12 protein-coding genes and 1 tRNA gene are annotated in these 14,515 nt (G+C 53.4%); 12 read left to right on the top strand and 1 reads right to left on the bottom strand.

Annotated features, from left to right (window positions below; all coding sequences use genetic code 11):
- Positions 1–1,083, bottom strand: a complete 1,083-nt coding sequence (tsaD, locus tag ABEA58_RS11705; protein ID WP_345551718.1) for a tRNA (adenosine(37)-N6)-threonylcarbamoyltransferase complex transferase subunit TsaD — start codon at positions 1,081–1,083, stop codon at positions 1–3.
- 173 nt (positions 1,084–1,256) lie between these two features.
- Between tsaD and rpsU the strand changes: the two genes are divergently transcribed.
- From rpsU to ABEA58_RS11645, 12 genes are all read left to right on the top strand, one after another.
- Complete coding sequence (gene rpsU / locus ABEA58_RS11700) at positions 1,257–1,472, top strand: 30S ribosomal protein S21 (protein WP_020411530.1); 216 nt, start codon at positions 1,257–1,259, stop codon at positions 1,470–1,472.
- Between the two features lie 262 nt (positions 1,473–1,734).
- The gene (locus ABEA58_RS11695; protein WP_345551711.1) at positions 1,735–2,181 is read left to right on the top strand and encodes a GatB/YqeY domain-containing protein; all 447 of its coding nucleotides are present in this window, start codon (positions 1,735–1,737) and stop codon (positions 2,179–2,181) included.
- A gap of 43 nt (positions 2,182–2,224) precedes the next feature.
- Positions 2,225–4,246, top strand: a complete 2,022-nt coding sequence (gene dnaG / locus ABEA58_RS11690) for a DNA primase (protein WP_345551710.1) — start codon at positions 2,225–2,227, stop codon at positions 4,244–4,246.
- A gap of 207 nt (positions 4,247–4,453) precedes the next feature.
- Complete coding sequence (gene rpoD, locus ABEA58_RS11685) at positions 4,454–6,319, top strand: RNA polymerase sigma factor RpoD (protein ID WP_345551708.1); 1,866 nt, start codon at positions 4,454–4,456, stop codon at positions 6,317–6,319.
- A gap of 130 nt (positions 6,320–6,449) precedes the next feature.
- Positions 6,450–6,851, top strand: coding sequence for a diacylglycerol kinase (locus ABEA58_RS11680; protein WP_345551707.1), 402 nt, complete (start codon positions 6,450–6,452; stop codon positions 6,849–6,851).
- A 207-nt stretch (positions 6,852–7,058) separates the two neighbouring features.
- Positions 7,059–8,108, top strand: coding sequence for an autotransporter domain-containing protein (locus ABEA58_RS11675; protein WP_345551706.1), 1,050 nt, complete (start codon positions 7,059–7,061; stop codon positions 8,106–8,108).
- A 124-nt stretch (positions 8,109–8,232) separates the two neighbouring features.
- Positions 8,233–8,309 (top strand) — tRNA-Ile (locus tag ABEA58_RS11670).
- Between the two features lie 225 nt (positions 8,310–8,534).
- On the top strand, positions 8,535–9,374 hold the full coding sequence (locus ABEA58_RS11665; RefSeq protein WP_345551704.1) for a hypothetical protein: 840 nt from the start codon (positions 8,535–8,537) through the stop codon (positions 9,372–9,374).
- Between the two features lie 7 nt (positions 9,375–9,381).
- A complete protein-coding gene (locus ABEA58_RS11660) occupies positions 9,382–11,484 on the top strand; it encodes a DNA methyltransferase (protein WP_345551703.1) in 2,103 nt (700 codons plus the stop codon).
- 58 nt (positions 11,485–11,542) lie between these two features.
- A complete protein-coding gene (locus ABEA58_RS11655) occupies positions 11,543–12,730 on the top strand; it encodes a DUF262 domain-containing protein (RefSeq protein ID WP_345551702.1) in 1,188 nt (395 codons plus the stop codon).
- A gap of 1 nt (position 12,731) precedes the next feature.
- Positions 12,732–13,850 carry a HEPN domain-containing protein gene (locus ABEA58_RS11650; RefSeq protein ID WP_345551801.1) on the top strand — a complete coding sequence of 373 codons (1,119 nt, stop codon included), beginning with the start codon at positions 12,732–12,734 and terminating at the stop codon, positions 13,848–13,850.
- Positions 13,851–14,006: 156 nt separating this feature from the next.
- Positions 14,007–14,414 carry a hypothetical protein gene (locus tag ABEA58_RS11645; protein ID WP_345551701.1) on the top strand — a complete coding sequence of 136 codons (408 nt, stop codon included), beginning with the start codon at positions 14,007–14,009 and terminating at the stop codon, positions 14,412–14,414.
- The last annotated feature ends 101 nt before the right edge of the window (positions 14,415–14,515 follow it).

The following is a 14,515-nucleotide window of genomic DNA, read 5'->3' as shown; positions in this document are numbered from 1 at the left end:
TTAGGCGAGACTCCCGTTGTGATCTTTGTCGCCATTGCCGCTGCCGTTGCGAATATCGCTGCCGCTCAGTTCCGTCATCGGCCAGCGCGGCCGCACATCCACCGCCAGGCCGGTACGCTCACCGGCCTGCAGGCGCAGATATCCGGCGTAGGCGATCATGGCGCCGTTGTCGGTGCAGAACTCGTGGCGCGGGTAATACACACTGGCACCCTCCTCCGCCAGGCGCGCCTCCAGCCGCTCGCGCAACAGCTTGTTGGCGGACACGCCACCGGCAATCACCAGGGTTCTGTGCCCGGAGGCCTGAATAGCGCGCCGGCACTTGATCACCAGGGTATCCACCACCGCTTCCTGAAACGCGGCGGCGATATCGGCACAGGTCTGCTCGTCCGGCAGCCCGTCTTCCAGCGCGTGTTCACGCACCGTGGTCAGGGTGTAGGTCTTGAGGCCCGAAAAACTGAAATCCAGCCCTGGCCTGTCGGTCATGGGGCGCGGAAAGGTAAAACGCTGCGGGTCGCCTTTCTCCGCCAGCGCCGCCAGTCTGGGGCCGCCGGGGTAATCGAGATCCAGCATCTTGGCCGCCTTGTCGAAGGCCTCGCCGGCGGCATCATCCAGCGACTCGCCCAGCAGGGCGTAATCGCCAAGGCCGCGCACATCCACCAGCTGAGTGTGACCACCGGAAACCAGCAGGGCCACAAAAGGAAAGGCCGGCGGCTTCTCCTCCAGCATCGGCGCCAGCAGGTGGCCCTCCATATGGTGGACGGCAATCGCCGGCAGCTTCCAGGCATAGGCCAGCGCGCGACCGGCGCAGGCGCCCACCATCAGCGCGCCGACAAGGCCGGGGCCGGCGGTGTAGGCGATGCCATCCAGGTCGGCGGGGGTGGTTTCGGTCTGCGCCATCACCTGCCGCACCAGCGGCAGCAACTTGCGCACATGGTCGCGGCTGGCCAGCTCCGGCACCACACCGCCGTATTCGGCGTGCAGGTCTACCTGACTGAACACTGCGTGACCAAGCAGTCCGCCTTCACTGTCGTAAATGGCGACGCCAGTTTCGTCGCAGGAGGTTTCGATACCGAGAACTCGCACAGGCCCAATACCTCGTTACTGCTTCGGAGGGGCGCTATCATACCGGAAAAGAGGCTTGCGATCGCCGACCCGAGTGATTAGAATTTGCGCCCTCGCTGTGAACCGGCCCCCGGATTGCAACTGCGAGAGCATTTGCCGGAATGGCCGAGAGAAACGAATTTACAGGTAATCTAATGCCCTCTGTACGCATCAAAGACAACGAACCTTTCGATATCGCCCTGCGCCGCTTCAAGCGCTCCTGCGAAAAAGCTGGCGTACTGTCCGAAGTACGTCGCCGCGAGTTCTACGAGAAGCCCACTGCCGTGCGCAAGCGCAAGGCCGCCGCTGCCGTTAAGCGCCACGCCAAGAAGCTGCAGCGCGAAAACCGCAAGTTCCAGCGCCTCTACTAAGCAGCCTTTCAGGCTCTTTCACAGAGAGGCCGGGCGGAGCCCAGCTCCGTGCGGTAGCCACAAAACGGCGTGCGAGCCCGACTCGCGCGCCGTTTTGCGTTGTGTCGAATAGCCTGCGCCCCGCGCCACCTGGCCCGCAGCGATAGCGCAGTGCCGGTCACAGTGGACACCCGCTTCCGCGCCGCCAGCCGAGCGCGTTATGCTTGACCGGCCCAGCTCGACAGCGCCAGACGACAACACCACAACAGCCGGACCCATTCTTATGAGCACTCTCAAGGAAACCCTCGCCCAGGCCACCAAGGAAGCCATGAAGGCCCGCGCAAAGGACCGTCTGGCGACACTGCGTCTGATCAATGCCGAGATCAAGCGCGTGGAAGTGGACGAGCGTATCGAACTGGATGACGCTCGCATCCTGGCCCTGCTGGACAAGATGACCAAGCAGCGCCGCGACTCCATCACCCAGTACGAAAAAGCCGGGCGCCCGGAGCTTGCCGCCATTGAACAGGCGGAAATCGAAGTCATTCAGACCTTCCTGCCGGAACAGCTCAGCGAGGCTGAAATTGCCCAGATCGTCGCCGAGGCAGTCCGCGAAACCGGCGCCGCCGGCATGGCCGACATGGGCAAGGTCATGGCCCAGGTTAAGCCGCAGGTGCAGGGCCGCGCAGATATGGGCGCGGTGAGCAAGCTGGTCAAAGCTCAGCTCGGCTGATCATTTAGAGCGGAGGGCAGCCCCCTCACCCTTGAGCGCATTTATGGCCGGCAAGATCCCCCAGTACTTTATCGACGACCTGCTCGCCAGGGCGGATATTGTCGAAACTATCGACAGCCGGGTGAAATTGCGCAAAACCGGCAAGAATTACTCCGCCTGCTGCCCCTTCCACGACGAGAAGACCCCCTCTTTCAGCGTCAGCCCCGACAAGCAGTTCTATTACTGCTTCGGTTGCGGCGCCAGCGGCAACGCCATCGGCTTTTTGATGGAATATGACCGCCTGCCGTTCCCGGAGGCGGTGGAAAAGCTCGCCGCCGGCATGGGGCTCGAGGTTCCGCGGGAGCAACTCGCGCCGGGCCAGGAAAAGCGCCAGCGCGAGAGCCAGTCGCTCTACCAGCTGACGGAAAAAGCGGTGGACTTCTACCGCCAACAGCTGAGCAGCCACCCATCCGCCGGCCGCGCCGTGGCCTACCTGCGCCAGCGCGGCCTATCCGGCGAGATCGCCCGCGATTTCGCCATCGGCCTCGCCCCACCCGGCTGGGACAACCTGCTGAATGCCCTTGCCGATACCGCGGAAAAAGCCGACCAGCTGGAGCTGGCCGGCCTCGCCATCCGCCGCCAGGACAGCGACGGGCAAACCAAGCCCGGACGGCGCCACCACTACGATCGCTTCCGCGACCGCATCATGTTCCCGATCCGGGATCAGCGGGGCCGCGCCATCGCCTTTGGCGGCCGCGTACTGGGGGATGAAAAGCCCAAGTACCTGAACTCGCCGGAAACCCCCATCTTCCACAAAAGCCGCGAGCTGTACGGCCTGTGGGAAGCGCGCCAGGCCAACCGCGAGCTGAAGCGCCTGATCGTGGTGGAAGGCTATATGGATGTGGTGGCGCTGGCCCAACACGGCATCCGCTGCGCGGTGGCCACACTCGGCACCGCCTGTGGCGAAGAGCATATCCAACTGGCGTTCCGCCACGCCGCGGAAATCGTCTTCTGTTTTGACGGCGACAAAGCCGGCCGCAGCGCCGCGCACCGCGCCCTCGAAGCCGCCCTGCCGCAGATGCAGGACGGCCGCAGTCTGCGCTTCCTGCTGCTGCCGGAAGGGGAGGACCCCGACACCCTGGTGCGCCAGGTGGGCGGCGAGCGTTTCGAACAGCTTCTGGACGAACAGGCGCGCCCCCTGGAGGACTTCCTGTTCGACCTGCTCGGCGAAGGCATCAACCTGCAGACCATGGATGGCCGCGCTCGGCTCTCCAAACTGGCCGGCCCGCTGCTGGACCAGCTGCCCGACGGCGTCTACCGCCAGCTGATGTTCCAGCAGCTGGCGGCGCGCACCGGGCTCGACCGCGCCACCCTGGAAGAGGTGATCAGCGCCGAGCTGGCCCGCAGCGCCAAGGCCCGCATGCAGGGCCAGCCCCACGCACAGCCGCCGACCGCCGACCGCTCAAGCCCGCCGCCGCGCGAGGCAGAAGCCCAGAGCTGGCCGTCGCCCGCCGAGACCGGCGCGGCGCCGCCACCCATGGAGGATATTCCTCCCGCCGACGACAGCTACGGGCAGATGCGGGAGCCCGCCTACCCGCAGACCGGAGCCGCACCAGCGCGCCCCCGGGGCCAGTACCGGCTGCCGGCCGAGCGCATGCTGATCGCGCTCTTGCTGCATCATCCGCAGCTCGCCCAGCAGATCGAAACCCTGGACCGCTTCCGCAATAACAGCCATCCGGACCTGCGCCTGTTTGCCGCGCTGGTGGAACTGTTGCAGCAGCGGCCAGACTACAATCTGAACCAGCTGCTGGGCTACTGGCGCGCCCACCACGGTGCAGATTCCTGTGACGTGCTGGCACAGCTCGCCGCCTCGCAACTGGTCACGGGGGCCCGGCAGCTGGCCCAGGGCGACACCCAACTGGAGTACGATCCGCAGGCAGAGTTTCACGACTGCCTGCAGAGACTGGAGCGGACCGAACAGAAGGCCCGCAACCGCGGCCTGCTGGAGCAGCTGAAAAGCTCAGGCAGCCAGCTCAGCCCCGAACAGCGGGCCCTGCTGGCAAACTGGCAGCGCAAACGCGAGTAACCCGTGCGAGAAACCAATACGACAAACCATGGCCGCCCTTGAAATTTCACAGTGGGCCGCCATATTCATTCACCCCCGGGTCCAGACCAGATTCAAAGAGCACACACAGAACCCAGTCGCTTGACAGCCAGAGTGGTTATTGCTAACGCAATTGCGCTATAATCCGGCGTCTTTGTCCCGTATTTTTCCTTACATTCAGGGTTGTGCATGACCGACAACACCCAGCAGCAGACTTCACGCATCAAGGAACTGATCGCCCGTGGTAAAGAGCAGGGCTATCTGACCTACGCCGAGGTAAACGACCACCTGCCGGAGGACATCTCCGATCCGGATCAGGTCGAAGACATCATCGGCATGATCAACGACATGGGCATCAAGGTGTACGAAACCGCACCGGATGCCGAAGAATTGTTGATGGCCGAGGGCGACAGCTCCGCTGACGAGATCGCCGCCGCCGAAGCCGCCGCCGCACTGGCCGCGGTCGAATCCGACGTTGGCCGCACCACCGACCCGGTGCGCATGTATATGCGCGAGATGGGTACCGTCGAGCTGCTGACGCGCGAGGGCGAAATCGCCATCGCCAAGCGCATCGAAGAGGGCCTGCGCGAGCTTATGGCCGCGCTGGCCTACTGGCCCGGCGCCGTGCAGCAGGTTATTGACGAATACCAGCTCATCGAAAAAGAAGAGCGCCGCATCCCCGACGTGATCGCCGGCTGGCTCGACCCGGCCGAAGACGTGCCCCCGGGCGCGCAGGCAGGCCAGGCCGCCGCGGACACCAAGGCCGATGACAAGGATGACGACTCCGATTCTGACGACGATGACGACGACTCCTCCACCGAGGAAGAGGAAGAGACCGTCGGCGGCATCGACCCGGAAGAACTCGCCGAGCGCATGAAACTGCTCATCGCCGCGCAGAAGAAGGCGGACGCCGCCATCAAGAAGCACGGCCGCGACTCCAAGGAAGCCGGTCAAGCCCTCGAAGCCGTGGGCGACGTATTCCGCTTCTTCAAGCTGGCGCCGCGACAGTTCGACCCGCTGTACAACCAGGTGCGCGATATTCTCGACGAGGTGCGCCTGCAAGAGCGCAACATCATGTCGCTGTGCATCAAAAAAGCGAAGATGCCGCGCAAGACCTTTATCAAGGAATTCCCGGGCAACGAGACCAACGAGGAGTGGATCCCCGCGATCATCAAGAAGAAGCGCGACTACTCCGACAACCTGCGTCAGCTGGCGGAAGACATCATCCGCTCGCAGCGCAAACTGTCCCAGTGCCAGGAACGCGCCGACCTCGATATCGGCCAGATCAAAGAGATCAATCGCCGTATGTCCATCGGCGAGGCCCGCTCGCGCCGCGCCAAGAAAGAAATGGTCGAGGCCAACCTGCGCCTGGTGATCTCCATTGCCAAGAAGTACACCAACCGCGGCCTGCAGTTCCTCGACCTGATCCAGGAAGGCAACATCGGCCTGATGAAGGCGGTGGACAAGTTCGAATACCGCCGCGGCTACAAATTCTCCACCTATGCCACCTGGTGGATTCGCCAGGCCATTACCCGCTCCATCGCCGACCAGGCGCGCACCATCCGCATCCCGGTGCACATGATTGAGACCATCAACAAGCTCAATCGCATCAGCCGCCAGATGCTGCAGGAAATGGGCCGCGAACCCACCCCGGAAGAACTGGGTGAGCGCATGGAAATGCCGGAAGACAAGGTCCGCAAGGTACTCAAGATCGCCAAGGAACCCATCTCCATGGAGACCCCCATCGGCGATGATGAAGACTCCCACCTGGGTGACTTCATCGAGGACCAGAACCAGGCCTCGCCGGTGGACACCGCCACCCAGACCGGCCTGCACGACGCCACCCGCTCTGTGCTCGCCGGCCTCACAGCCCGGGAAGCCAAAGTCCTGCGCATGCGCTTCGGTATCGACATGAACACCGACCACACTCTCGAAGAGGTGGGCAAACAGTTCGACGTAACCCGCGAGCGGATTCGCCAGATCGAAGCCAAGGCGCTGCGCAAGCTGCGACACCCGTCGCGCTCGGAGCACCTGCGAAGCTTCCTCGACGAGTAAGCACCCCAAAGCCCGGCCCCGCCGGGCTTTTTTATGCGGGTCTGCGTACAGATTTCTTAAAGCCTAATGAATCCCGGCGGCGCCAACCGCCAGATACCGCTAAGACTGATCATGCAACGAGGGGGAGCATATGCAGGATGAGCCCGGCAACAGGTCTGCCAACAAGCCCGGCAAGACCGGCATAGCGCGCCTGATCGACGCCAGCAACTACTCCCGACAGGGGCTGCTCGCCGCCTGGCGCAACGAAGCGGCCTTTCGCCAGGAAGCCATCCTGGCCATCTTGCTGCTGCCACTGGCCCTCTGGCTGGGCGATAGCGGCGTCGAGCGTGCACTGCTGATCGGCGTCACCCTGCTGGTGCTCATTGTGGAACTGCTTAATAGCGCTATTGAAGCCACCGTTGACCGCATCGGCGCCGAGCCACATCCACTGTCCAAAGTCGCCAAAGACACAGCCTCCGCCGCCGTCTCCCTGTCTTTACTATTGTGGCTATTCACCTGGGGCTGCATCCTGCTACCACGCTGGCTGTTCTGAAAACCTCTTCTCGGGTCTTCACAGCACCAGCCTCAGCCTCAGCCCCACACAACAAGCCACACACAACGTATCCGTACCCGCCAGCGGGCACCGCAACCGGATTCAGTGGCAGCTTTCGCCGCAGCCTCCACCAATGGCGCCAATCATCCGCAACGCCCGTCTAAGCTTTGCTCACGATGTTTTTATTCATAAACCAGGGAAGTGTTTATGTCCCTCGGCTGCGCTCAACTGTCGCTGCTATTCGCAGCTTTCTGCCTACCCCTGATGTTTTTACCGGCACAGCGGGCACTGGCCCAGATAGCCAACGCCACAGGCACGAAAACACAAGCGCCTCATGCCCTGCCAGCCAGTATCCAGATTCCCAACGGCCCCGTATCCACACCGCAACTACTGGCCCTGCATAGTCAGATCAAAGCCCTGGCGCAGCAGCTTTCCCTGCAGGAGGTAGCCGGTTATCAACAGCGCCCCGGCAACGCCGGCAGCAGCATGGGCACTGGCGCCGTGCGGCTCTTCCACCGCAGTGAACAGCTCTCCTGGAGTGGCGATATCCGCAGCCGCTTCGACGGACAATTGAGCGGCATCCAGCTCGATCGATACCTCTACAGCGGGCCGACATGCCGGGGCACACAGCAGCTGGGCCTCCTGGCCGGCAGCAGTATCGCGCGCGGCGATGTCACTGCCGCCTTCCCCGAAGGCGAAGCTTTTGCTGCCGGCCGCAATACCCTCACCAGTTACTACGGCGGGTTGTATTTCAGCGACTACCGGCAGGATCAGAGCTACATCGACGTGATGGCCAAAGTCTCCTACCTCACAGCCGACACCGAGTCCATCCAAGGCCTCAGCGCGCGAATCCGCGGCCCGCAAGTGACGCTTTCCGCCGAGCGCAGCATCGCCATATCTGTGCGCGAGGCCATCAACCTGGAACCGCAACTGCAGCTCATCGCCAACCACACCAACCTGCATGGCCTGCTGACGAAAACGGATTACCTGTACACCGACATGACCCCGGAGCTGGCCCTCAGAAGCGGCCTGCGCGCCTATCCCCTTCATAACAGCCGCGAGATCTACGCTTTTGCCAACTACTGGGTCAACCTCGGGGGGAAAGATGGGCTGCTCATGCACAATGGCAAGCACCTGAACATCGAACGCGGCGCCCGTTGGGGCGAACTGGGTGGAGGGCTGACACTGCTGAATACCAAGCGTGCCGCCGTGTTCCTGAGCTTTAGCTACCGGCAATCACTGGACGGACCGCGCTGAAGCGGTGGCGGTGCCAACCTGGGCTTGCGCTGGCACCGGTAGTCACATCGGGGCTGAAGGCATTGATTCAAAAGGGGAAATCGGGTACTTTGCTCTGCCGCCGTGGCCCACCCACGGCATCTGTGGGCCCTTAGCTCAGTTGGTTAGAGCATCCGACTCATAATCGGCAGGTCCTGGGTTCAAGTCCCGGAGGGCCCACCACTTTTCTCCCCCCGTATAATCCCTGCCGCAATCTTTTGCTGATTACAGCTGAGCGGAGTAAGATCCAATCTCTCTGCCTTACGGCCACTCAATATCCCAGTCGCCGCATGCCGAATAGTGCTTTTCTTCCAAGCAGAGATTAATGTGTCAAAATTTTACTCTGACCCCAATTATTACTTGAGAGTTCAATATCAAGTTTTCTCGCGTAATAGAAGGCCAAGCTGAATGTATCATAATGAACATCAAATAATGAAAAGTGTGTACGACCACTTTTTTAATAAAATTGAAGATGGAGTAATCCCAATTGATCTGCGAGCCCCAGCATTGGTGGGAACAGTTCAAGACGATCCTTTTGACTGTTTAATAGAACAAGAAATTAAAAATGCGTTTCCAGACTTGGAGGTCGTAAGCTCTGGAAAACTAACTACTCCTGACATAATCATTCGCGATAAAAGAACTGGAGTTATTGTAGGCATTGAAGTCAAAAAACTAATACAAAAACCAAACGGGGCAGATTCTCGAGGCTTGACTATGGATTATAATAGTTGCCTACCGTGTGGGACCGCGTTGATAAAAGTTGGCAGTGTAACTGCTGATATACCTTGTTATTACTTATATGCATTATTAAGTAACGACAGTACGAGCATTGTCACGTTCATTCTGATGCATGGGGATTTCATCAATTACGAATTTAAGCTTCATAAAGAAGCTAAAGTAGCGAATCAGACTGAGTATAGTCACGGGCCCTATGGTGAGGGGTCTGTGCGCCACCGAGCAATGTACACCTACCCTAACCCTCTAAATTATAAGCTAAAGTGTTTTCATACACGAAAACTTCTGGTTACTAAAAAACTCGATTGCGAAAATTTGAAAGTGGAAGATCTAGTTACCCAAGAAGTTATACGAGAAGACATTTACGAGAACAAGTTCATGTACTGTGTCATTGATAATGCTGCAATAGGCTCGACAAGTGAGCCAGAACTTATCGAAGATATCTTTGCCGATTGTAAAGCCCGCAAAGCGAAACAGAGAAACTCAGCATCAATGCCAGTGTTGAGTGAGTAAGAATTAAATGAAGCATTCGATAGAAAGCGATTTTCCTTTTGAAAAAATCGATCAAATTGCAGAAATAGAGAGCTATAGAAAAGAAATTAATAGGCCGATTTACCATATACATAAATGGTGGGCAAAGCGGCTTGGGAGTGTTTTCCGATCGATAGTCTCTGGGGCTTTGTCTGAGGGTGCATGGAAGGATTTTTATGAAAAGCAAACTTTTTTCGAGAAGGTTGTTTTGGATCCTTTTATGGGGTCCGGTACAACTTTGGGCGAAGCGGCTAAGCTAGGTGCTAAAGTTATTGGCTGTGATGTTAACCCAGTTAGTACTTTTTCTGTAACTCAATCGCTGTCCAATGTAGAACCTAGTAAATTGGAGGATGAGTTTAGGTCGATCGAAAAAGATGTAAAGCATGAGATACAGTCGTATTACAAAACTATCGTTCCTGGCTGCTCCGCAGCCACTCCAGCCTTATACTATTTTTGGGTAAAGGTTGTTGAAACTCCGGATGGAGAGGAAATACCATTATTCTCCAGCTATATATTTAGCAAAAATGCATACCCCAGTAAAAAACCTGATGCCCAAATTTTGTGCCCTTCTTGTGGAGCTGTATTTGTTGGCAAGTACAATTCTAATGAATCATTATGCACTGAATGTGAGCATCATTTTGATCCTCAAAACGGCCCTGCAAAGGGATCAAAGGTCTTTGATCGGCAAGGTAACGAACATAAGATAAAAGACCTAGTTTCAAGAAAAGACCATCCTCCATACCATAAGTTATATGCAATTATGGCCCTTAATGAAAAGGGTGAAAAGGTATACATAAAACCATCTCAGTATGATCTAGAGTTACTGGATCAGGCCGAAAGGAAACTTAATAATATTAGGCATAAGCTCCCTTTACCGACTATGGAAGTAAGGCCTGGCTACAATACTAATCAAGCTCGTGGATACAACTACAAAACCTGGAGCGATTTCTTCAATAACAGGCAGCTGCTCAGCCTTGGTCTTTTGCTTGATAGAATACTCAAGATTGAGAATCAAACTATAAGGGATCATTTTGTATGCCTGTTTAGTGGTTCTCTTGAATTTAATAACTTATTTTGTAGCTTCAAAGGTGAAGGAACCGGTGCAGTTAGACACATGTTCTCAAATCATATTTTAAAGCCAGAACGGACACCTTTGGAAAATACTGTTTGGGGGGTCGAGGGGAAAAGCAGCGGAACATTTTCTGCGCTGTTTAAAAGCCGCTTGCTAAAAGCAAAAAAGTATTTAGATGAGCCTTTCGAGATATTTATCGATGAGCGAGCGATTAAAAAATCATCAAAGAAGGTCGTTTGTAGTGACCCTATCCGCATGGATGTGGTCGACTCTTGGGAGGCTTTTTCGACCTCGCCAAAAGGCGCTCTCATACTAAACGGAGACAGTTCATCCCTAAACATTCCTGATGCTTCCGTCGACGCTATTGTGACAGACCCTCCATATTTTGATTTCGTGCACTATAGCGAGCTAAGTGACTTTTTCTACGCCTGGTTAAGTAATGCCCTTGGAAAAGAGTATAAATACCTTTCGCGAGAAGATTCCTCCCATGAAAATGAAGTACAGGATCGAGACAGTGATAGCTTTACCCAAAAAATATGTAAAATCTTTAGAGAGTGCAATAGAGTCCTAAAGACGGATGGACTGATGTGCTTTAGTTATCATCACTCAACTGTTGATGGTTGGATGGCAATTTTCAATTCAGTAACAGAGGCAGGTTTCGATATAGTTGCTGCCCATCCTGTAAAAGCTGAAATGTCAGTAGCTAGCCCTAAAAGCGCAGCAAAAAATCCAATCAACATAGATGCCATTTTGGTTTGCAAGAAAGAGGTTTCTGCACCAGAGATCAAAGATGCTAAAAGAGAAATTCAGTTACGTTGCCGCAACTACTTTTCCAGGTTTGATGTGGTGGGGCGAAAGTTAAGCTCTGGCGATCGTTTCGTAATTGCATGTTCTCAGGCTCTCGTTGTCGCTTCTTGTGCTCGCCTGAATAAGCAATCTGCAAAAGACCTTGTACTTTGGGCTGCAAATACTTGTTTAAGTGACATGGACTCTGATATCCGCCTCTCAGAGGTTGGTTGATTGAGAGAATGGCTAGTTCGGATAAATTTGGAAATTTTATTCTAATAAGGGGGTTGTGATGGAAATAGAATTACTGGAAGGTGAGGCCCTTGTTTTAGAAGATGGTCGGATACCAGAAGTTAATCTGTCCGATGACGAGATTAACAAAAAGTATCGCGAGGGCGAGATTCGTATTGTTACTGAACAAGCCCGCTATCCTTTAAATACGATATCCTCAATGGTCAGCGGTGATGACTACAAGATGAACCCCGAATATCAGCGACGTCATCGCTGGTCGAATTCAAAACGTTCTGCATTGATTGAGTCGTTAATAATGAACGTGCCTCTTCCACCCATATTTTTATATGAATACGACTACTCATCTTATGAAGTTATGGATGGCTTGCAGCGACTAACAGCAATAGCATCATTTTATGAAAACGAATACGAACTAGAAGGTTTGACAAAATGGCCAGAGCTGAATGGCAAAAGATATCATCAACTTCCCAAGCTGGTTAAGCAAGGCATAGATAGGCGCTATGTATCATCCATCATTTTGCTAAATGAGACAGCCAAAACGGAAGAAGAAGCTGAGCAAATGAAGCAAATGGTATTTGACCGGATTAATAGCGGTGGAGAGCGGCTCGAGGCTCAGGAAAAGCGAAACGCAAACTTCGACGGCAAATTGAACAGACTATGCATTAAATTATCCGAAAATAGGCATTTGTGTGAAACATGGGGAATCCCTCCACATGTAGATGGTGAGGATGGGGTTCATAGTGACAGAGCAGCGAATAAGCTTTTTAAGACGATGTATGACGTTGAGTTAGTTCTTCGTTTTTTTGCTTATCGTCAAAAACATAACTTGCATAAAGGTTCATTGGAAAACTATTTGGATCGCTACTTGGAAAAGGGCAACTACTTATCTCAAAATGTTCTAGATGATTTGGAAGTATTATTCAACAACACAATCTCTTTAGCGTACGAGCTGTTTGAAGAGCGTGCGTTTTATTTATTCAGAGAGCGGAAAGGAAAATGGTCATGGTACGAAAGACCTACTGTCGCAGTCTATGATCCGATGATGCTCGTGTTAAGTCAGAATATTGAAAATAGAGATATATTGGTGAGAAAAAAGCCTGAGATAAGATATGCAATTGAGAGTTTTTATCAAAATAATTATGCGGCATTTGGTGGACGTAACGTAAATGAGGCGGCATTAAAAGACCGAGAAAATCTACTATCAGACTTTATAGCAAAATTTGTCTGATATGTTCCCTTGTTGCGATGATTTCTCAGCCAGTATTGACGGATTAATTCAGCATCTTAAGTTTGAAGAGGAAACCCTTGTTTTTTTTCATCAGCTATCGCGAATGTGCAATGATGATAGCGATATTAGCAGCCTGGTTAGAACTCATTTAGACGAAGTTGTTAAGCCATCCAAAATTTCTTCAAAAGAATTCACTTATAAGCATTCTATTGTCTCATTGTATGGATACCTTGAGAATTTCATTGAAAAGCTATCGGATGAATTTGCCACGAAAATAAATGATGCGTTGCTGCCGGTCAAAGCTCTTCCCGAGTCTATTCGAAATAACCATTTAGAAATTTCAATGCGTTATTTGACAAAGGTATTGAGGAATTCGAACCATCAGAATAACGACAAACGAGAGCGCGAAAAGGAAGTGGTTTCTAACCTAAACTCCTTTCTTCAAGAGACTGAAGGTTATAAATTAAATAGTGAGGCTTACGCTGTACACAGCGCAAATTTTAGATATCAGTTGATCCAATCCCATTTTTCACAACTAGGAGTAAATCATATTGCAGACCGGGCTCTAGGTTTTGAAAATGTGGTAAATCTTCTAGCTATTCGGCAGCAGCAGGAAGCCACAACTGAAAAAAGTATTCTAACTGGTTGGCTAGAGTTTGAGTTAGCTCAATTGGCACAGCTGCGCAACGAAATTGCTCACGGAGCTTTTGAGGGCTCGATAGAGACAATAGAACTGATTATAGAGCGAGCTGAGTTTATAAAGGAGTTCGGCTTGGCTTTAGCTATTATTCTTCACCGATCATTTGATGCAATACTCTTCAAGGGAAGAAATAGAGCGGTAATTGGCAAGCCAGATCAGGTTTTTCCGAAGTTGGGCTGTCTAGGCTTTAAGGGGGTAGCGTTGCAAAATGATGAAATAAAAAATACAGTTAAAGTCGGCGATGAAGTCTTTGCGGCGAATAGCGGCTCAGTTGTATCTGGCATCGTAAAATCCTTGAATCTAGATATGCAAATAGTAGACAAGGTCGAGTTTCCAAATGAGCGTGACTTTAGCATGAAAGTCGATTTTGAGGTTTCGAATAGCATGACTAATAGAGAGATATCAATTTCGAAATTTTGATAGTTATCGTTTGTTTCAATCAGAAAGCTTTCAGCATACACTCGATTGGCAACCCTTCGTAAAGGATGTTCAATCAATTTCAGAAACGTCTTGAGCAGGGTAGATTCCGGGCAAATAAAATCAAATCTAGTCAACTAAAATTGAGGATTTGATTCTATGAAAGTAAATAATAATTTGTCTAAAAAACATGGGGAAGCTGCTGTTACAGTCACACACAAATGCAGCGTAAACTCACTGATTCGCATCCTGCGAAGTAAAACATTCAAACCAGCATACGCATCGCCAATCGCCGCAGATTCGGGTATTAACTGCTTTATTGAAGGCAGGGAGTATCAAACCGGACAATGCTTTTATGGCGATGAAGCAGATTTGATTTTGAGCTGGCATGGCCCTATAGAAAACGTATTGATTGACGAACCGTTCCCACTGACACCAAATATTCTCTACAACCAAGAGCGGTGGAGAGCGATTATCCCAGCAGGTACAAATCGAGAAAATATTGTTGTTTCTGGATTTGACGCTACAGGGGCAAACATCGGCTGGATTAGTTCAGACCAAATCTGACACCTCTCCTTGAAAAGAAGGGGTTTACCGGTTTTGATGAAGGTGCCTAAACCCAAAGTCAAAACCAAGGATAAACCCCATGATCCATACTAACGATCGCA

Origin of the sequence: Microbulbifer aestuariivivens (assembly GCF_039545115.1) — a bacterium.
GTDB lineage: Bacteria > Pseudomonadota > Gammaproteobacteria > Pseudomonadales > Cellvibrionaceae > Microbulbifer > Microbulbifer aestuariivivens.
This window is presented reverse-complemented; position numbering and strand designations above follow the sequence as displayed.

What these genes read in the sequence shown, in the direction of transcription:
- rpsU (WP_020411530.1), top strand. Translation starts at nt 1,257, where the DNA reads ATGCCCTCTGTACGCATCAAAGACAACGAACCTTTCGATATCGCCCTG.
- ABEA58_RS11695 (WP_345551711.1), top strand. Translation starts at nt 1,735, where the DNA reads ATGAGCACTCTCAAGGAAACCCTCGCCCAGGCCACCAAGGAAGCCATG.
- dnaG (WP_345551710.1), top strand. Translation starts at nt 2,225, where the DNA reads ATGGCCGGCAAGATCCCCCAGTACTTTATCGACGACCTGCTCGCCAGG.
- rpoD (WP_345551708.1), top strand. Translation starts at nt 4,454, where the DNA reads ATGACCGACAACACCCAGCAGCAGACTTCACGCATCAAGGAACTGATC.
- ABEA58_RS11680 (WP_345551707.1), top strand. Translation starts at nt 6,450, where the DNA reads ATGCAGGATGAGCCCGGCAACAGGTCTGCCAACAAGCCCGGCAAGACC.
- ABEA58_RS11675 (WP_345551706.1), top strand. Translation starts at nt 7,059, where the DNA reads ATGTCCCTCGGCTGCGCTCAACTGTCGCTGCTATTCGCAGCTTTCTGC.
- ABEA58_RS11665 (WP_345551704.1), top strand. Translation starts at nt 8,535, where the DNA reads ATGTATCATAATGAACATCAAATAATGAAAAGTGTGTACGACCACTTT.
- ABEA58_RS11660 (WP_345551703.1), top strand. Translation starts at nt 9,382, where the DNA reads ATGAAGCATTCGATAGAAAGCGATTTTCCTTTTGAAAAAATCGATCAA.
- ABEA58_RS11655 (WP_345551702.1), top strand. Translation starts at nt 11,543, where the DNA reads ATGGAAATAGAATTACTGGAAGGTGAGGCCCTTGTTTTAGAAGATGGT.
- ABEA58_RS11650 (WP_345551801.1), top strand. Translation starts at nt 12,732, where the DNA reads ATGTTCCCTTGTTGCGATGATTTCTCAGCCAGTATTGACGGATTAATT.
- ABEA58_RS11645 (WP_345551701.1), top strand. Translation starts at nt 14,007, where the DNA reads ATGAAAGTAAATAATAATTTGTCTAAAAAACATGGGGAAGCTGCTGTT.